Origin of the sequence: Enterovibrio baiacu, from assembly GCF_004120195.1 — a bacterium.
Taxonomy (GTDB): domain Bacteria; phylum Pseudomonadota; class Gammaproteobacteria; order Enterobacterales; family Vibrionaceae; genus Enterovibrio; species Enterovibrio baiacui.
In genome coordinates, this window is sequence record NZ_SCHN01000023.1 from 62,203 (window position 1) to 81,706 (window position 19,504).

Annotated in this window: 12 protein-coding genes and 1 rRNA gene; 11 read left to right on the forward strand and 2 right to left on the reverse strand. The window is 48.1% G+C overall.

All coding sequences use genetic code 11. The features are described from left to right. Positions 1–90 precede the first annotated feature (90 nt). The 11 genes from EQP46_RS21090 to EQP46_RS21145 all read left to right on the forward strand — a co-directional run bounded on the left by EQP46_RS21090 (position 91) and on the right by EQP46_RS21145 (position 18,613). Positions 91–3,468, forward strand: coding sequence for a hybrid sensor histidine kinase/response regulator (locus EQP46_RS21090; protein WP_129495518.1), 3,378 nt, complete (start codon positions 91–93; stop codon positions 3,466–3,468). Positions 3,469–4,320: 852 nt separating this feature from the next. After that, entirely contained in the window at positions 4,321–6,000 is a 1,680-nt protein-coding gene (locus tag EQP46_RS21100) for an ABC transporter substrate-binding protein (RefSeq protein WP_129495520.1), read from the forward strand. 136 nt (positions 6,001–6,136) lie between these two features. After that, positions 6,137–7,123, forward strand: a complete 987-nt coding sequence (locus tag EQP46_RS21105) for an ABC transporter permease (protein ID WP_017012312.1) — start codon at positions 6,137–6,139, stop codon at positions 7,121–7,123. A gap of 2 nt (positions 7,124–7,125) precedes the next feature. Beyond that, entirely contained in the window at positions 7,126–8,154 is a 1,029-nt protein-coding gene (locus EQP46_RS21110; RefSeq protein WP_129495521.1) for an ABC transporter permease, read from the forward strand. Continuing rightward, positions 8,154–9,119, forward strand: coding sequence for an ABC transporter ATP-binding protein (locus tag EQP46_RS21115; protein WP_129495522.1), 966 nt, complete (start codon positions 8,154–8,156; stop codon positions 9,117–9,119). Before EQP46_RS21110 ends, EQP46_RS21115 begins: the two co-directional genes overlap by 1 nt. A gap of 30 nt (positions 9,120–9,149) precedes the next feature. Then, on the forward strand, positions 9,150–10,139 hold the full coding sequence (locus EQP46_RS21120) for an ABC transporter ATP-binding protein (protein ID WP_129495523.1): 990 nt from the start codon (positions 9,150–9,152) through the stop codon (positions 10,137–10,139). Positions 10,140–10,171: 32 nt separating this feature from the next. Beyond that, positions 10,172–11,905 carry a glycoside hydrolase family 9 protein gene (locus tag EQP46_RS21125; protein ID WP_129495524.1) on the forward strand — a complete coding sequence of 578 codons (1,734 nt, stop codon included), beginning with the start codon at positions 10,172–10,174 and terminating at the stop codon, positions 11,903–11,905. After that, positions 11,898–12,776, forward strand: a complete 879-nt coding sequence (locus tag EQP46_RS21130) for a glucosamine kinase nucleotide-binding domain-containing protein (protein WP_129495525.1) — start codon at positions 11,898–11,900, stop codon at positions 12,774–12,776. The genes EQP46_RS21125 and EQP46_RS21130 overlap by 8 nt, the downstream gene beginning before the upstream one ends. Positions 12,777–12,779: 3 nt before the next feature. Beyond that, entirely contained in the window at positions 12,780–14,696 is a 1,917-nt protein-coding gene (locus tag EQP46_RS21135) for a beta-N-acetylhexosaminidase (protein ID WP_129495526.1), read from the forward strand. Positions 14,697–14,734: 38 nt separating this feature from the next. Beyond that, positions 14,735–17,140 (forward strand): glycoside hydrolase family 94 protein, encoded by a 2,406-nt coding sequence (locus tag EQP46_RS21140; RefSeq protein WP_129495527.1) that lies wholly within the window; start codon positions 14,735–14,737, stop codon positions 17,138–17,140. 60 nt (positions 17,141–17,200) lie between these two features. Beyond that, positions 17,201–18,613 (forward strand): phosphoglucomutase/phosphomannomutase family protein, encoded by a 1,413-nt coding sequence (locus EQP46_RS21145; protein WP_129495528.1) that lies wholly within the window; start codon positions 17,201–17,203, stop codon positions 18,611–18,613. Between the two features lie 63 nt (positions 18,614–18,676). Here EQP46_RS21145 and EQP46_RS21150 read toward each other — a convergent pair whose 3' ends face one another. Together EQP46_RS21150 and rrf are read right to left on the reverse strand one after the other, a co-directional pair. After that, positions 18,677–18,964, reverse strand: coding sequence for an MliC family protein (locus EQP46_RS21150; protein WP_129495529.1), 288 nt, complete (start codon positions 18,962–18,964; stop codon positions 18,677–18,679). Positions 18,965–19,253: 289 nt separating this feature from the next. Beyond that, a 5S ribosomal RNA gene (rrf, locus tag EQP46_RS21155) occupies positions 19,254–19,369 on the reverse strand. Positions 19,370–19,504: the final 135 nt, after the last annotated feature.

The following is a 19,504-nucleotide window of genomic DNA, read 5'->3' on the forward strand; positions in this document are numbered from 1 at the left end:
AATCCCGTAAGGCTGCAGTACATAACTCGTCAAAATTGCCAAAATGGGTTAGTGGACTTGCCTTTTGATTTCTTATTTTCAGGCAGAGACATGCAAAAAAAACAGAAGTTCAAGCGACTTCAGCACAAGCTGATGCTAGCTTTTCTGGTGCTGAGTATTACGCCGCTCACCCTGCTGGCTATCTTTTTCCTTGAGTCACATAGCAGCGACTTAGAAACGCAAAGCACCACACACCTCGCATTCCTACGCGACAACAAACAAGAGCAAATCATTAGCTTCTTCGATGCCCGTCATTCAGAAGTGAAATCTTTTGCGCGCTCAGAACTTGCCACCGCCAGTGGTGGGCGCTTTTATGGGTTAGTCGCCGCATTCCACCAGCTTGGCAAAACACAAGCGCTCGCCCGCGAAGCAGCACGCTTGAGATACGTCGAAAACCCAGACAACCCTCAGCAAAGTACCATCAATGACACTAACTTTATTGGTAGTGAGCGCTATCGCTTACTGCACAAGCGCTATCACTGGGCATTTACCGAGCACCTAAAGCGTTCAGACTTCACGGATATCTTGCTCGTCGATATTGATGGCAATGTCGTTTACTCGAACCTGAAAGATAATGTCTTTGGGGCAAACTTGTTGTCGCCAGAGTGGATCAACACCGCTGAAGGGCAATCCTTCTCCAAGATAAAGGGACAAGTCAAAGCCCCACTGGTTGATACTGACAGCACCCCGATCATTTTCAGTGATTTCAAACAATCCCCCAACGGCGAGATGATCGCGTGGTTTGCCGCGCCAATCACCCAGCAAGGGTACCTGCATAGCTATGTGTTGTTTAAGTTGCCAAACACGGCACTTGCCAACATGCTAAATAAAACCCCCGCCGAAACCAGTTACATTTCGACACTGCTGGTAGGCCGAGACATGCTGCCTCGCAACGTGCTGAGTGATACGCCCCTTGCGGCCGTGTCGAGCAGTGCCATTGACGCCGCCCTCTCAGGCACACGTGACGTTGGTAGTTTTTTAAGTTCAACCGACGAAAAAGTACTTGGCGCCTACGCCCCTGTGGCTGTGTTTGACGAGGAATGGGCGCTGATTCTTGAGCTTCCCGAAGGAGAAGCCTTTGCGCGCATTTACCAGCTTGAGAAAATCTTCATCGTAGTGATGGTGGGTGCGATTTTCCTTGTTGTTGTGGCTTCGCACTTGCTTTCAAACTCCATTACCGCACCACTTCTGAGACTGACATGGGCGGCAGAACAAGTCTCTGCGGGCGACCTGGACCAGAAAATCACTAGCACCGACAGAGAAGATGAAATCGGCCGCCTGGCCGTTAGCTTCGCACGCATGCAGCGCTCTGTTAGGGACAAACTCGCGCTAATCCGAGAGCAGAATAAAGAGCTGGAGCAAAACATTCAGCTCATTCGCCACAAAAATGATGAGCTCCAACAAGCTGACCGCATGAAGGATGACTTCCTCGCCACCACCTCGCACGAGCTTCGCACCCCTTTGCACGGCATGGTTGGTATTGCTGAGTCCATGCTAGCCGGGGCGGAAGGGCCGTTGCCTGAAAGGCAAAAGCATCAACTGCAAATGATCATCAACAGTGGTCAGCGTTTATCGAACTTGGTGGACGATTTACTCGATTACCACAAGATGCGTTACGGTGATTTGGAAATCAGCCCACAAGCGGTCGATACAGCCAATGCTGTCCGTTTGGTTATCGAGCTATCGAGCCACCTTTTGGGTGGAAAACCGGTACGTATTATCAATCAAGTACCGATCGATCTGCCGTTAGTAAAAGCAGACGAACAACGCCTAGAGCAGGTGTTATATAACCTGCTCGGCAACGCCATCAAGTACACAGATGAAGGCAAAATCATCATCTCCGCGACCGTGCTTGATAGCCAGCTACGAATCCAAGTTGTCGACACCGGACAAGGTATTCCATCCGATCAATTGGAATACATCTTTGAGCCGCTCACACAGGCCAAATCCGGCACATCAGTTTATCGACAAGGGGCTGGGCTTGGCCTGTCAATCAGTCGACAACTTATCGATATCATGGGAGGGCAATTGTATGTCAGCAGCCAACCTATGGTCGGCGCGACATTCAGCTTCACCTTGCCGCTCGCCACAGATGAAGACAAAGCAAAAACGCGCTTGGCAAACAATACTCACTTTGCCGCGCCCAAAATCGATTCTGATTTGCCTGAATGCGCGCAACTACCAGACAACCCTGACGGCCCGCTCATTCTCGTCGTCGATGACGAGCCTGTTAACCTTCAGGTTCTCAACAACTTTTTGCGCCTAGAAGGTTACCGCGTTAAAACCGTCGAAAATGGGCGTCAAGCGATTGAATCCGTCACGCAAGAAGTGCCAGCCCTGATGTTGCTTGATGTCATGATGCCTGAACTGAGTGGCTATGAGGTGTGTTATCACCTGCGTGAAAGGCACAGCAGAACGGAATTACCCATCATTATGCTTTCTGCACTAAGCCAAGTGCAGGACAAGGTAAAAGGCTTTGATGCTGGCGCGAACGATTACCTGACAAAGCCCTTCAACAAAGATGAGTTAAGTGCGCGAATCCGAGCCTACGTGAATGCTTCTTTGACGGAACAAGAGCGAGAACAGAACCGCCTTCTGCAAAATGAAATTCACTTCCGCGAGCAAGTTGAAGCTGGATTGCGCGAAGTACAAAACCGCCTTCTTGGCCTACTAGATTCCGCGTCAGAAGGCATTTTGTGTGTGCAAGAAAGCGGCAAGATCAGCTATGCCAACGATGCATGCAGTAAAGTGTTCCATTTAAGTGCGGAGCAAATAGAGCGCCACCAGCTCAATGACTTTTTGGCAATGGCATTGCCAGAACCTGACATGATGCGCGGGCACTTCAGTGGGCAACTGCGTTTTAAAGTGGATAACGACATTGTCACCATCGACAGCGACGTGCTGACGCTGCCTGAGTCTTCAGGTATGCAGATGATGTTGATTTTAAATACCGGGTTAAAAGCGTCGTCACAACGTGTTCAGCTACTTGAAAGTGCCGTTGAAGCGCTCTCTGACTACGCGTTTGACGGGGACCAAGGAAAGCTTCAGCAACTGCGCGAATTGGGTGGAGAATTCACCCGAATGGCGGATAAATTCTCCAGTGACAAACCTGACAAAGCCGATGTCCTGAGAGAAACCCTCGTGAAGGTCATGCTCGTTACGTTGAACTATTGGAGCAATTCAACAGGAAAGTCCAAGTTCGATTTGGCAGAAGAAAGTGGCTTATGGCGTGTATACCTTGATAGAAGCACGCTACAAACACGAACGTTGGACAAATACCTGCATGTTGAAACGGTGCCAAAATCGCCACGATGGCGTACCGTCATCAACACAATTGACTACGTGTTAGAACGTTGCGAGAGCGACACTGCAGAGCGCAGTGAGCTTGCAATGCTACGAGATAAACTACAATCGCTTATCACTCGCTAGCACGCGCGTTGCGATGATTTGACACCCTTTAAAGCCCCTTTTTGGGGCTTTATTTTTTCCGATTGACGCCACACCAACACCACGCCTGATTCCATCCACTCTCATCACATGAGAAATGCCAGAAGTGCCTTTTTTCACGTTCTGAACCTCCCAGAGCAGACGGATACCCCACGCAATACCGACATCAACAGTGCACCAGAAAGCCTTCAAAAGGCTGCATACGCCTCACTGAGGGTGCGTGCTTGCTTCAGACGATTTGCAAAGTAGAGAGCAGGACAAAGAACTTATTTTTCGCCGTAAAAGACGTGTTTGAAAAAGAAGAAATCAGAGGGGTCTTTGGTGATTTCAACGCGCAAAAACTGGTGATAAATCACACAACCCTGACTTCTGTGTGAGTTTAATTCCGTTTATGAGAAGAGACTCACAACAAACCAGCGCCCCAAATTTTCAGCAAGAAATTAACACGGTGAATAAATGGAGATCCTGATCAACATAGCTTCACGTTGAAAATGAAAACCATAAGAAACAAGATTTAAAGCGATAGTAACCACTAACATTTAACGTTAAAAATGCATCATAATGTGCGGAAATTGACCTAAATCAACCGCTTGTATTTTGCACTAAAAATGAATGTTTTAACGTTTTTGACAGGGCACTAAGTGGTTTTGACGTTTTTGACGGGAATCCCAATTGACCCAAAATCAGAACAGGAGTTTCCTTAAGTGGCACTGAGCCTGCACGGCCATGTGAATAACCAAGATCACTTGCCTGGTTGTTCATAGCGGGGTCGGGCCTGACCAAAATGATTCCGGTCAGAACCAAGTGGAACAAAGCAACTAGTAAGGAACAGCTATGCTTGCCAATCTTAAGAAAACAAAACTAGCAGTAGCCGTCGTTGCGGCCGCAGCGTCTGCACTGGCAGCACCAACTGTATTAGCAGCTGAAAAAAGCCAGCTAACAGTGGTACCTCAGTTCTACCCTACATTAGTTCAAAACTTTAACCCTTTCCTAGAGTCTGCACTAAACACGACGACTGAGTTTGTTTACGAGCCGCTGGTTATCTTTAACCAGATGCAAGGTAACAGCCCAGTAATGCGTTTGGCACAAGACTACTACATGTCTGACGACCTAATGGAAGTAACTTTTGTTATCCGTGACGGCGTTAAATGGTCTGACGGTAAAGCTTTCACTGCGAAAGACGTAGCTTACACAGTTGAGCTACTTCAAGCGAAGCCAGAGCTTGACCGTACTGGTCTAAACAAGTGGGTTAAAGACGTTAAGGTTGATGGCAACAAAGCTATCTTCTCTCTAACTCAAGCTTCTTCTAACGCACCATTCGAAATTGTTAAGGCACCTATCGTTCCTGAGCACGTTTGGAGCAAAGTGAAGAACCCTGAGTCTTTCGCTAACGAAACTCCAGTAGGTTCTGGTGCGTTCACTGAGATCGACACCTTCACCTCTTCTTTGTACGTTCAATGTCGTAACCCTAACTACTGGGATAACGACAACCTGGAAGTTGACTGTCTGCGCGTTCCTCAGATCGCAGGTAACGACCAACTGCTAGCTAAAGTTATCAACTCTGAGCTTGATTGGACTTCTTCATTCATCCCAGATATCGATAGCACTTATGCTGCAGCGAATCCAAACCACAAATACTGGTACCCAGCTGCGGGCACCCAGTCTTTCCTACTGAACTACAAGTCGCCTAAAGAAGGTAACAACGAAGCAATCAACGATGTTGATTTCCGTCGTGCGTTCTCTATGGCTCTTGACCGTCAAACCATCATCGACATCGCTTTCTACGGCAATGGTAAACCAAACGACTATGCGTCTGGTCTAGGTGATGCATTCGAGTCATGGGCTGATAAAGGCACTTACAACAAGTACAAAGGTTTCAATACCTACGATGCTGCTGGCGCGAAAGCACTGCTTAAGAAAGCTGGCTACAAAGACATCAATGGTGACGGTTTCGTAGAAACGCCATCAGGTAAAGAACTGAAGCTTGAAATTCAATCGCCTAACGGCTGGACTGACTTCAACAACACAGTTCAACTGTCTGTTGAGCAATTGAATGATGTTGGTATCAACGCAGTAGCGCGTACTCCAGACTTCCCTGTGTATAACTCAGCGATGGCTAACGCGACTTATGACGTTGCTTACACCAACTTCTTCCACGGTCCAGATCCACACGTTTACTGGAATGACGGCTTCAACTCAGCGTTCCAAGACGGTGAAGGTCTACCACGCTTCGCGATGCACCATTACAAAAATGCAGAGTTGGATAAGCTGCTAAACAGCTTCTACAAAACTTCAGACCGTGATGAGCAGTTGAAAATTGCTCACGGTATTCAGAAAATCATCGCTGAAAACCAAATCACTGTTCCTGTAATGTCTGGTGCGTTCAACTTCCAGTACAACACTACCCGCTTCGACGGTTGGTGGAACGAGAACAACGCTAAAGGCCGTCCAATGATTTGGGCTGGTGTTCAAGAGCGTGTTCTTCAAGTTCTGGACCTGAAACCTAAGTCATAAGTTCTACGTAGTTTGCGGTGCGCGCCCTGCGCACCGCCTTTCCCCCCTCCTTTTATATTTATGGCAGATTCTGTCAGGGGAAGGGTTTGTCCTAAATTCGGTAGCAGGACGCTACTGGTTTGGAAAGGTGTGAGTTATGGGTTATTTCCTACGACGTCTGACGTTCTATTTTATTGCTTTTCTCGTGGCTGCCACGATCAACTTTATTCTTCCTAGGGCGATGCCTGGTGACCCAGTCACCATGATGTTTGCTAACGCAACTGTACAGGTTACGCCAGAACGTATCGCGGCGATGACAAAGCTACTTGGCTTTGTAGATGGTCCTCTATACGAACAGTACTTCACGTACATTAAAAGTATCCTGAGCTGGAACCTTGGTGTCTCTATCCAGACTTATCCGCAAACTGTAAATGCCATGCTTGGCAACGCAGTGGGCTGGTCTCTGTTCCTAGCAGGTACTGCAGTTATTCTTTCTTTCTGTATTGGTTCGGTACTCGGCATCTTCGCTGCTTGGAAACGCGGTAGCCGATACGATGCATTCATTTCTCCAGCAATGCTTGTTGTTCAGGCCGTACCACCAGTCGTAACAGCAATGATCGTGCTTTACACCTTTGCTATCGGCTTAAAATGGTTCCCAACCAGTTACGCCTATACACCAGGTACGATGGCTGACTGGACAAGCCTTGCGTTCTATAAAGACATTGCTTACCACGCTGTTCTTCCGCTTTTCTGTGCAACCATTATTCAGATTGGTGGCTTCCTCATCGCCATGCGTAACAACATGATTAACCTTCTCAATGAAGACTACATCACCATGGCTAAAGGTAAGGGGTTGTCAGACAACCGCGTTGTCTTTAACTACGCCGCTCGCAACGCACTATTGCCAAGTGTCACTGCACTTTCAATGGCACTAGGTATGGCTATCGGTGGCCAGATGATTGTTGAAATCATCTTCAACTACCCAGGTCTTGGCACTGTTTTGCTCAACGCAATCAACAGCCGTGACTATCAAGTTCTTCAAGGCCAGCTTCTGATCATGACCTTGTTCATGCTGTTCTTTAACTTCCTAGCTGACTTGCTCATCGTTGCTCTCGACCCACGTCTGCGTAAGGGAGGCAAATAATCATGAAAGGTCTTATTACTCTTTTAAAAGGTAACCCTAAGGCACTGTTTGGTGTGGTTATTCTTTCGGTATTCATCTTAGGCGCAATCTTTGCCCCTCTTATCACAAGCTTTGCGCCTGATAAGAAGACTGGTGGTCCACATGAATACCCTGCGTTTATTGTAAAAGCGGCACAGTCAAATCCTGATGGCTGGATTGCGGAAAACCTTGCAGATAACCGTCGTACGCTTCTTCTTTCTAAGAAAGCTGAACACGTCCTCGGTACCTCTCGCATGGGTCGTGACATTTGGTCTCAAGTGGTATACGGCGCACGAGTATCACTGGCCGTTGGTTTTGGCGCTGGTCTTTTGGTGTGTTTCCTAGCAACCGCAATTGGTGTATCAGCAGGTTACTTCGGCGGTCGTGTGGATGACGTTTTGTCGGCAGCCATGAACATCATGCTGGTTCTGCCTCAATATCCGTTGCTGTTCGTTATCGCCGCCTTTATCGGTCAGTCCGGCCCGCTAACGATAACCTTGGTTATCGGCTTAACCTCCTGGGCATGGGGTGCGAGGGTTGTGCGAGCACAAACCTTATCACTCAGAGAAAAAGAGTTTGTTAAAGCTGCAGAAGTTCTGGGCGAATCAACGTGGCGCATCATCTTCATTGAGATTCTTCCAAACCTTATCTCAATCGTCGGCGCAAGTTTCATCGGTTCGGTAATGCTGGCCATCATGACGGAAGCTGTTATCTCCTTCCTGGGCATGGGCGACCCGAACACCGTGAGCTGGGGCGTGATGCTTTACAACGTACAAACATCTTCTTCAATGATTATCGGCGCTTGGTGGGAACTGCTTGCTCCATGTATCGCACTGACATTGGTTGCGACCGGTCTTGCAATGCTTAACTTCGCAGTCGATGAAATTGCTAACCCGCAGCTTCGTGCTCAAAAAGGCATGAAACGCTGGAAGAAAATGCAAGAAGACGAGAAGAAATCACGTAGCCAGGCTGAACTAGCGCCACAAAATGCAGTACTGAGCGGAGAAAAATAATGACTGATCCACAACTATCAATCCGCAACCTATGTGTTGACTATATTACCGACGCGGGCGATGTCCGCGCGGTAAACAACGTCAGCTTCGACATTGGTAAAGGCGAAGTATTTGGTCTAGCTGGTGAATCTGGCTGTGGTAAATCAACCGTTGCAATGTCGCTAATGCGTCTTCATAAGCCACCTGCATTTATCAGTGGCGGTGAAGTGTTCTTTAACGGTCAAGACATCATGAAGTACAGCGACGAGCGCATGAGCCGCTTCCGCTGGAAAGAAGTGTCAATGGTGTTCCAGTCTGCGATGAACGCACTGAACCCTGTATTGACCATGGAAGAGCAGTTCTGTGACGTCATTATGCGTCACACCAACATGACCCGTGAACAAGCGGTTCGCCGCGCTGAAGGTCTACTGGAAATCGTTGATATCCACGCAAGCCGTCTTCGCGACTACCCTCACCAGTTCTCTGGTGGCATGCGTCAGCGTTTGGTTATCGCTATCGCGTTGGCTCTGAATCCGAAAATGATCATCATGGATGAACCAACAACGGCACTGGACGTTGTGGTTCAACGTGAAATCCTTCAAAAGATCCACGCACTTAAAGAAGAATTTGGCTTCTCTATCTTGTTCATTACGCACGACCTTTCTTTGATGGTCGAGTTCACTGACCGTATCGGCATCATGTATGCAGGTCAGTTGATTGAGGTAGCACCAGCGAAAGAAATTCTGAAGAACCCGTATCACCCTTACACCGAAGGACTTGCTAGCTCCTTCCCTCCGCTGACGGGACCAAAAACGCGTCTTACCGGTATTCCAGGCAACCCTTTGAACTTGCTTGAAATCCCACAAGGCTGCCGTTTCCAGGCTCGTTGTGGAAAGGCCAAAGACAGCTGTTTCAACGTCGCAAACACCCTGACTCAGGTCGAATCTAACCGTTTCACCAACTGCCACTTGTTCACGAATAAGTGATCTGGCGTTTAGCGACTTGTAGGAGTGAACATGACTAAAGAATTAGGTAACCCGATCATTGAAGGGAAAAATCTGGTTAAAGATTTCCAGATTAACAGCAACTCGCTGAACAAACCTAAAATGCGTGCCTTGAATGACGTGTCATTCAAGCTTTACAAAAGCCGTGGCTTGTCAGTTGTAGGTGAATCTGGTTCAGGTAAATCTACCACGGCAAAAATCATCGCCAAGATGTACGCCGCGACGGCCGGTACGATTGAGTACAAAGGCCGCGATATCGAAACCATCACCAACAAAAATGACCTGATGCTATACCGTCAAGGCATTCAAATGGTATGGCAAGACCCGTTTGGTTCTTTGAACCCGACACACACCATTTTCCACCACATTGCGCGTCCTTTGAAAATTCACAACAAAGTTAGCGGCAATGCAAAAGAGTTGGAAGAGCGTGTATATGAACTGCTTAACCAAGTCGGCCTAACACCACCTAAAGAAACGGCGGCGAAATATCCGCACCAACTTTCTGGTGGTCAACGTCAACGTGTCAACTTGGCGCGTAACTTGGCAGTGGGTGCTGAAGTGGTTCTGGCTGACGAACCTACATCAATGCTCGACGTTTCTATCCGTGCAGGTGTATTGAACCTAATGGAAGAAATGAAGTTCGAGCGCGAAATGGCGTTGCTATATATCACGCACGATATCGCAACAGCACGTTACATCGCTGAAGATTTGGCCGTGATGTATGTGGGTCACATGGTTGAGTGGGGCGATTGTGAAGAAATCATTCACCACCCTCAGCACCCGTACACCAAGCTGCTCGTTTCTGCAGTACCCGATCCTTCTAAGTCTATTCACCAGAAACTTGAAGGTAACAAAGGCGAAATCCCTCTTTGGACACCAGATACTCGTGGCTGTCCATTCGCGGGTCGCTGTCTGCATGCTACTGACAAATGCCGTGAGCAATTGCCAGGTGTAACCAAGCTATCAGACAACCACTTCGTACGCTGTTACCTGTTCGAATAATTGTTTTTCGAACAGACTATTTAGGAGGAACAATGCAGCTGTTGACCAACCATATCGGCTATGAGCGTTTAGGCAGTAAAAGTGCGCTCATTCTTGCTAAGCATGCCGTAACTGCTGAGCTTGCCGATATTGTGGATTGCCGTACAGGTCAATCCGTGATGCAGCTGCCTGTCCGTGCTTGTGGTCCAGTAGACCAATGGCATACTGGTGATGTGTATAGCATCGACTTCTCCGCACTCGAGCAGTGCGGAGCGTTCTGCATAAAAGTGGGAGAGACGACCTCTCCTGCTTTTTCTATCGCAGACGGTATCCTTTTCGATCGCACGTTTTCTGATGTGATCCACTACTTCAAATCTCAGCGTTGTACAGGCAAGTTTGATCAATATGATCGCGCCGTTCCACTGCTTGGTTCTGACCAAAAAGTTGACGTTCGCGGTGGGTGGTATGATGCATCTGGCGATGTCAGTAAGTATTTCAGTCACCTTTCCTACGGTAACTATTTAAACCCTCAACAAATTCCAATGATCGTCTGGAACATGCTTCATGCATTAGAAACGCTTTCCAGCGATGCGCCTCGTTTTACACAAACACGCCTGCACGATGAAGCTCTGTTTGGTGCCGACTTCTTAGTCCGCATGCAACATGACAACGGCTACTTCTATACCACGGTGTTTGATAAGTGGAGCAAGGACACGACTCAACGTGAGATCTGTGCGTACGAAACCCAAAAAGGCAATAAAACTGACGCCTACCAAGCGGGATTCCGCCAAGGTGCAGGTGTTGCGATTGCCGCGTTGGCAAAAGCAGCGCGACTGGGCGAAGGGGCAGATTTTTCCGTTGAAACTTATAAAGACACCGCGGAACGCGGCTATTGGCATTTAAAAGAAAACAACAACGCCTATTTAGATGATGGCTGTGAAAACACCATCGATTTTTACTGTGCTTTGCTTGCCACCGTAGAACTTTACCAATTAACTCAAGACGTGACTTACCTTGATGAGTCACGTTATTGGGCGGCTCGTTTGATCGAGCAGCAAAAAAGCGACGAAAACATCGCACACTTCTGGTCGGCGAACAGTGACGGCTCTCGCCCTTACTATCACGCTGCCGAAGCGGGTCTTCCTGCCATCACATTGATGCAGTATTTGACGATTGAAACGGATGCAACGCGAAAAAGTGCGGCACTTCAAACTTTCGTCAACGCATTGAATTTTGAGCTACTTATAACGCATCAAGTCAATAATCCATTCGGTTATCCAAGGCAGTATGTGAAAAATGTTGAGGGGGAAAAACGCACAAGCTTTTTTATCGCTCAGCAAAACGAAACCGGCTATTGGTGGCAGGGTGAGAACGCACGTTTGGGCTCTCTCGCAACCATGGCATTTATGGCAATCTCGTTCATTGACGATGAATCCCTAAAACATCGTCTGAACACATATGGACAAAATGCTCTGAACTGGATTTTGGGTCTCAACCCTTATGACATGTGCATGCTCGATGGGCACGGAAGAAACAACCCTGATTACCTTCCTGAACTCGGCTTTATCAACGCCAAAGGCGGCGTTTGCAACGGTATTACCGCCGGGTTTGATAACCCGAATGACATCGCCTTCAACCCTGATATTCATAAAGACGACATGCTACAGAACTGGCGCTGGGGCGAACAATGGATCCCGCATGCCGGTTGGTATTTGCTGGCGCTAGCAGCACAAAAGCAAGCGATGAAAAACGTCACATCTCACGATAAGGCGCTTTCTCATGGCTAATTTCTTTTGTGGTGTGGATGGCGGCGGCACGTCATGTCGTGCCCGTATTGTGGATGAAAATGGGACGGTTGTCGGCGAAGCAAAAACCGGCTCAGCCAACATTTTGTTAGGCGTAGAGTTTGCGATGTCTTCCATTCAGTCAGCAATTTCACAAGCCGCAGAACAAGCAGGTATCACTGATCTTTCTTGTCTCTCTGTTGGCCTAGCACTGGCAGGGGCTGAACAAAAATCTGCATGGATGGCATTCATGGCTCTGCCACACCCTTATAAACACATGACGCTGAATACCGATGGTTACGGCGCTTGCATGGGTGCATTTAAGGGTGAAAACGGTGCCATTGTGATTGCGGGGACTGGCTCAGTCGGCATTGCACTTCAAAACGGCCAACAAGTGGTTATTGGTGGTCGAGAGTTCCCGATTTCAGATCAAGGTGGGGGCGCAGTCATGGGCCTTCGTCTGATCCAGCAAACCTTACTGGCTCATGATGACTTACGTCCATCATCAGCTCTGTCGGATTATGTTCTTGCGCACTTTAACAATGACCTAGACGAGATTGTCATGTGGTCAAAAACAGCAAAACCTCGTGATTACGGTCAATTCAGTCCAAAGATTTTCGAATTGGCCATGCAACGAGATGCGCTCGCTATGGAGTTACTGCAAGGCTCAGCCGACGACGTAGAACGCCTCATACTGGGATTGGCCCGTAAAGGCGCTTCGCAAATCGCATTAATGGGCAGCATTGGTGAGCGCATTGTCGCGTGGTTGTCACCTGCAGCTCAGAGCTTGCTGGTTGAACCCAAGGCGGACGCCATGGCCGGTGCACTTTTAATGGCACACGGTAACCACAACCTCTACCCGCTTTCGAGATAAGCCATGAATTTTCGTTTAGACCTCAACGTGATTGACGTCCAGCAAAATGAAAGTCGCTTTGCGCTGGTACTGCACAATCTCTCAGAAACAAACATTGAACACTGGCAGCTAACGTTTAGCGTTAGTCGCTTTGTTATCCCTACCAGTGTTTCGCATGGCACATTAAAACAAGTAGGCAGTCTATGTACATTTGAAAGCGGACAGCCACTTAATGCCAATGATCACTTGTATGTAGAATTTAGCCACAGAACCAAGCCTTTCTCTCTTCATGACGAAGGCATTGCAGATGCGTGCTTGCTCGTAACCACCTCAACAGGTGTACATGCGATCCCCGTAGAAACCACCACGATCAATCTGGGTGCACAATCTCCTGAGCGCGAACCGCTATCGCTTCCTGAGCCGAAAGACATCAACCTCATTCCTCAGCCAAAAGCCATGGTGGTTAAATCAGGGCATTTTGCCATTGCTGACGATTGTGCGATTGCCAGTGATGACGAAGACGCTAAATCAGCCGCGCTTTGGCTTTCAGAAGAGCTATCAGACCATCTACGTCGTGATATTTCGGTTAAACAAGAAGGCCAGATTCGACTCAAAAAAGACGCATCGTTAGCACCGTCGAAATACCGATTAAGCGTGTCTTTAAACGCCGTTGTGATTACTGCTTCAGACAAATGTGGCTTTAGCTATGGCGTGGCAACCCTGCTTCAACTGCTGCCCGTTCATGCTTCTCATCGCCATTACGCTGGGTTCGCGATCCCTTGTGTTGAGATTGAGGATCACCCTCGCTTTGGCTACCGCGGCATGATGTTGGATTGTGCACGTCACTTCCACCCGCTTCGTCGTGTGAAAGATCTGATCAACCAACTCGCACGCTTGAAATTCAATCATTTTCATTGGCATTTGACCGATGACGAAGGTTGGCGCATTCAGATTGATGCTTACCCAGAGCTGACTGAAATTGGCGCGTGGCGTGGACCATTCGAAACCATCGAACCACAGTACACATCGCTGTCGAAGATCCACGGTGGCTTCTATACCAAAGATGAAATTCGCGATGTGATCGCGTATGCCGCCTTACGTGGCATCACCGTCATCCCGGAGATCGACATTCCGGGGCACTGCCGTGCTGCCATCAAATCTTTGCCGCATTTGCTCGTCGAAGAGGCAGATACGTCGGCCTACCGCAGTATTCAGAACTTCAATGACAATGTTCTAAACCCGGGTATTGAGGGCACTTACACCTTCTTAGAAACCGTGTTTGATGAGGTTTGCGAATTGTTTCCAAGTCCTTTCATTCATGTGGGTGCCGATGAAGTACCTGACAATGTTTGGACTGAAAGCCCGTCATGCAAAACCTTGATGAAAGAGAAAGGCTATGCAGACAGCAAAGATTTGCAAGGTCACTTGTTGCGTCATGTGGAGAAATACCTCGACGCCAAGGGCAAGCAAATGTTGGGCTGGGAAGAAGTGGTGTTTGGCGACAAGGTCAGCAAAAACACTGTGATCTTCGCTTGGCTCAGCGAGCAATCTGGTTTGGATTGCATCCGCAATGGTTACAACATTGTGCTGCAACCTGGACAAGAAACCTATCTCGATATGGCACAAGACTTCTCGGCAGACGAGCCGGGAACAGATTGGGCTGCAAAGATACCGCTTGAAAAAGCATACCACTACGAGCCTTTTTCCCACTCAGACGCTACTCAAAATGAATTTGAGAAGGTGAAAGGTATCCAGTGCGCACTTTGGTGCGAAATGACCAATACCCAAAGCCGCTTTGAATACATGATCTTCCCTCGCCTCTTTGCGATTGCAGAAGTGTGTTGGAGCGCCAAGGAACAGCGAGACTGGGCAGACTTTCAAGCCCGTCTTAGCGGACAACTACAGTACCTGGATCGTCTAGGTATTAATTATCGTCGGTAATAACTTCACTTTTTTGATTTTGTAGAAGGAAATACGCCATGAAATACGGCTTCTTTGATAACGATAACCGGGAATATGTCATTACCCGTCCTGACGTACCGGCGCCATGGACCAACTATCTGGGTACAGAAAAATTCTGTACCGTGATTTCTCACAATGCGGGTGGTTATTCGTTCTATCAAAGTCCTGAGCACAACCGTGTCACTAAGTTCCGTCCAAACGGCACGTTTGACCGCCCTGGACACTTTGTTTACCTGCGTGATGATGAAACTGCAGACTACTGGTCAATCTCTTGGCAACCAGTAGCGAAGAGCCTTGAAGAAGCTTCTTACGAAGTTCGTCACGGTCTGTCGTACTCAAAATTCAAATGTGAATACAACGGCATCACTGCATCAAAAACCTTGTTTGTACCAAAAGGTGAAGACGCACAGCTTTGGGACATCACGATCAAGAACGACGGCGACAAGCCACGTACGATCAGTGCATTCTCATTCGTTGAATTCTCATTCAGCCACATCCAGTCGGACAACCAAAACCATCAGATGAGCTTGTACTCTGCAGGCACGTCTTATGAAGATGGCGTGATTGAATACGATCTGTATTACAACACCAACGATTACGATGGCTTCTACTACATGGCAGCAAGCTTCGACCCTGACAGCTACGACGGTCAGCGCGACAGTTTCCTAGGTATGTACCGTGATGAAGCGAACCCAATTGCTGTTGAAAAAGGCCGTTGTTCTAACCACGTTCAAACCTGTTACAACCATTGTGGTTCTCTACACAAACAATTCGTTATCCAACCAGGTGAAGAAGTTCGCTTCGTTTACATCTTGGGTGTAGGTAAAGGCGAAGGCCAACGTCTACGTAAGAAATACCAAGACTTTGCTAACGTTGACGCTGCATTTGCTGGCATCAAAGAGCACTGGGACACGCGCTGCAACAAGTTCCGCGTATCCTCGCCAAACGAAGGCCTAGACACCATGATCAATGCTTGGACACTTTACCAAGCAGAAACCTGTGTGGTTTGGTCTCGCTTTGCATCGTTCATCGAAGTGGGTGGTCGTACAGGTCTAGGTTACCGTGACACCGCACAAGATGCGATTTCTGTCCCTCACTCAAACCCTGCGATGACCCGTAAGCGTCTTGTTGACCTGCTACGTGGCCAAGTAAAAGCGGGTTACGGCTTGCACCTGTTCGATCCAGATTGGTTCGATCCAGCAAAAGCAGACGTTAAACCGTCTAAGTCGCCAACGGTTGTTCCAACCCCTAGCGATGAAGATAAGATCCACGGCATCGATGACACCTGTTCTGACGATCACCTATGGATCGTGCCAACGATCATCAAGTACGTGACCGAAACCGGTGAAGAGAGTTTCCTAGACGAAAACATCCCATATGCGGATGGCGGCGACGCAACCGTTTATGAGCACATGAAAGCAGCGCTAGATTTCTCTGCGGAATACGTGGGTCAAACTGGTATCTGTAAAGGTCTGCGTGCAGACTGGAACGACTGTCTGAACCTAGGCGGTGGTGAATCAGCCATGGTTTCTTTCCTACACTTCTGGGCACTGCAAGAGTTCATTACGCTGGCGAAACACAAAGGCCAAGATGCTGACGTTCAGAAATACACTGAAATGGCAGCGAACGTTCGCGAAGCGTGTGAAAAACACCTTTGGGACGAAGAAGGTGGCTGGTACATCCGTGGTCTAACCAAAGATGGCGACAAGATCGGTACAGCGCAACAAACTGAAGGTCGTATTCACCTTGAGTCGAACACGTTGGCTGTTCTTTCTGGTATGGCATCACAAGATCGTGGCGAAAAAGCCATGGATGCGGTTGATGAGAACCTGTTCTCTGAATACGGTCTGCACCTCAATTCACCGTCTTTCTCAACGCCAAACGATGACATCGGCTTCGTTACCCGCGTTTACCAAGGCGTGAAAGAAAACGGCGCGATATTCTCGCATCCAAACCCATGGGCTTGGGTAGCGGAAGCGAAACTGGGTCGTGGTGATCGTGCAATGAAGTTCTACGATGCACTTAACCCGTACAACCAAAACGACATGATTGAAAAGCGTGTTGCTGAACCTTACTCATACGTTCAGTTCATCATGGGTCGTGACCACGAAAATCATGGTCGTGCAAACCACCCTTGGCTAACGGGCACATCAGGTTGGGCTTACTTCGCAGTCACCAACTTCATTCTAGGTGTACAAGTTGGCTTTGACGGCCTAAGCGTTAACCCTTGTATTCCAACTGAATGGCCAGGATTTGAAGTTAACCGCGAATGGCGTGGCGCAACTTACCAAATCAAGGTTGAAAACCCGAACGGTGTAAGTAAAGGCGTGAAAACCATCACTTTGAACGGTGAAGTGGTTTCTGGCGCTATCCCTGCACAAGCTGAAGGCTCTGTGAACGTTGTTAACGTTGTAATGGGCTAACAAAAAAAGGGGGGCACTTTTGCCCTCCTTTTTTATTCCTGTTTAGAAAGGAGCTCTACCATGATTCAATTTGGTACTGGCGGATGGCGCGCCTTCATCGGTGAAGAGTTTACCAAAGACAACGTACGTCTTGTGGCGCAATCTCTTGCGAACATCATGATCACAGAAAACGCGTGTGAGCCAGGTTTTGTGATTGGCTACGACCGCCGTTTTCTTTCTGATAAAGCTGCAGCATGGTTTGCAGAAGTGCTTGCTGCAAATGGCATCACTGTTAGCTTCATCGACAAATACGTGCCAACCCCGATCGTCATGTTCAAAGCAAAGCAGATGGAAACGCATTACTCTGCGTGTATCACTGCGTCTCACAACCCTGCGGATTACAACGGCATTAAAGTCTTCATCCAAGGCGGTCGTGATGCAGACGAAGTTATTACGGCAAAAATCGAAGAACAAGTCAGTAAGCTGAAAGCAACTGATGTGAAATCAATGGACTTCGAAGATGCGCAAACTCAAGGGCTGGTCAAGATCATCAACCCAATGAACGAATTCGTTGATTCGATCATTGATTTCATTGATATCGACGCCATTAAAGCCGCGAACCTTCGCGTGTTGATCGACCCGATGTTTGGTGTGGCTAAAAACGCTCTGCAAACTGTGTTGATCTCAGGTCGTTGTGACGTTGACGTCATCAACGACGGTGAAAACCCAGGGTTTGGCGGTGTAATGCCTTCCCCAAGCGCTGCAACCCTTTACCGTTTGAAGCACATGGTTGCACACGAAGGCTATGACATTGGTATCGGCACGGATGGCGATGCTGACCGTTTAGGCATCATTGATGAAAAAGGTAACTTCATTCACCCGAACGAAGTATTGCTGCTTCTCTATTACTACATGTTGGAATACAAGGGCTTAAAAGGCTCAGTTGTTCGCAACATCGCAACCACTCACCTTCTGGATAAAGTTGCTGCTGACCACAACGAGAAAAGCTTTGAAGTGCCTGTTGGCTTCAAACACATCAGCTCGCAAATGGAAGCCGATGATTCTCTGATCGGCGGTGAGAGCTCTGGCGGCCTTACCATCCGTGGTCACATCAAAGGTAAAGATGGCGTATTTGCCTCAAGCCTTTTGGTTGAAATGATCAGCGTAACGGGCAAGAAACTGTCTGAAATGCTTGATGAAATCTACGGAAAATACGGCTATGCCTACACCGCAGAAGGCGACTGCACATTCAAAGCATCTCAACGCGACAGCCTTTACAATCGCATCTACGTAGACAAAGAGTTGCCTGAGTTTGCGTATGAAGTTGAAAAGGTGAGCTATGCCGATGGCTTGAAAGTGTACTTCAAAAATGGCGGTTGGGCGCTGGCTCGCTTCTCTGGCACTGAGCCACTACTGCGTATTTTTGTGGAGTGGGAAGACAAAGAAACCGCAGAAACACTGGTTAATCAGATCAAATCTTTCCTTAAGGTTTAATCGACAGTTTTAGGTTCAACACGAGGGCAGTCTCTTTGACTGCCCTTTTTTTATATTGGCAGATTATTGCATCACACAATCTCGCAAAGTGTGCGCATCCCAAACCAACATGGCTTCTTTACCCTTGGTATATAAGCCTGTCTTCTTATCTTCAGACTCATACTGAGCGCCAGACGCCGAACGGATCCGAGGGATATCACGATCCTTTCCTTTAAACCGAATAAGTGCAGACTCTGATGTCACCATCGCATTAAACCCAATACTGTCCTCGCAATCATAGTGGTGAGGCAATGACGAGGTGCATCCTGTTAAGAATGCCGCTACAAAGCAAAGGCCAATCACTCTTTTCATTCCGCGTCCCTCCAGCAAACAATGTAATCATATGATTTCATGCTCATAAGGCGATATCTGTTTGCAGAATCACATTGCAGTAAGAAAAAGCGACGAGAGTGCGTGCCAGTGTGTCTTTGGGCGCATTATATGTGCGCGTTTTTTTCTTCGCTTTTCCCAGCTCCCGCTCTTCCTGCTCTTCCTGCTCTTCCTGCTCTTTCTCGTCCCTCGCCTTCTCAAGGCTCGTTTCTGCTTTTCTCCAGACGCAAAAAAGCCCTGACCGTCAGGTCAGGGCTTTCTTAAATTGGAAGCCTGGCGATGTCCTACTCTCACATGGGGAAACCCCACACTACCATCGGCGCTGTTACGTTTCACTACTGAGTTCGGCATGGAGTCAGGTGGGTCCATAACGCTATGGTCGCCAAGCAAATTCATTAAAATCTGGGAAAATTCTGACTAGCATCGTGTCTCAATACACATTCAATGTTCTTTCTTGAGTCCGCTAAAACCCCTTGGGTGTTGTATGATTAAGCCTCACGGGCAATTAGTACAGGTTAGCTC

Bases quoted from the DNA above. Each gene is read 5' to 3' on its own strand.
- EQP46_RS21135 (WP_129495526.1), top strand. From the start codon at position 12,780: ATGAATTTTCGTTTAGACCTCAACGTGATTGACGTCCAGCAAAATGAA.
- EQP46_RS21115 (WP_129495522.1), top strand. From the start codon at position 8,154: ATGACTGATCCACAACTATCAATCCGCAACCTATGTGTTGACTATATT.
- EQP46_RS21120 (WP_129495523.1), top strand. From the start codon at position 9,150: ATGACTAAAGAATTAGGTAACCCGATCATTGAAGGGAAAAATCTGGTT.
- EQP46_RS21100 (WP_129495520.1), top strand. From the start codon at position 4,321: ATGCTTGCCAATCTTAAGAAAACAAAACTAGCAGTAGCCGTCGTTGCG.
- EQP46_RS21110 (WP_129495521.1), top strand. From the start codon at position 7,126: ATGAAAGGTCTTATTACTCTTTTAAAAGGTAACCCTAAGGCACTGTTT.
- EQP46_RS21145 (WP_129495528.1), top strand. From the start codon at position 17,201: ATGATTCAATTTGGTACTGGCGGATGGCGCGCCTTCATCGGTGAAGAG.
- EQP46_RS21125 (WP_129495524.1), top strand. From the start codon at position 10,172: ATGCAGCTGTTGACCAACCATATCGGCTATGAGCGTTTAGGCAGTAAA.
- EQP46_RS21105 (WP_017012312.1), top strand. From the start codon at position 6,137: ATGGGTTATTTCCTACGACGTCTGACGTTCTATTTTATTGCTTTTCTC.
- EQP46_RS21130 (WP_129495525.1), top strand. From the start codon at position 11,898: ATGGCTAATTTCTTTTGTGGTGTGGATGGCGGCGGCACGTCATGTCGT.
- EQP46_RS21090 (WP_129495518.1), top strand. From the start codon at position 91: ATGCAAAAAAAACAGAAGTTCAAGCGACTTCAGCACAAGCTGATGCTA.
- EQP46_RS21150 (WP_129495529.1), bottom strand. From the start codon at position 18,964: ATGAAAAGAGTGATTGGCCTTTGCTTTGTAGCGGCATTCTTAACAGGA.
- EQP46_RS21140 (WP_129495527.1), top strand. From the start codon at position 14,735: ATGAAATACGGCTTCTTTGATAACGATAACCGGGAATATGTCATTACC.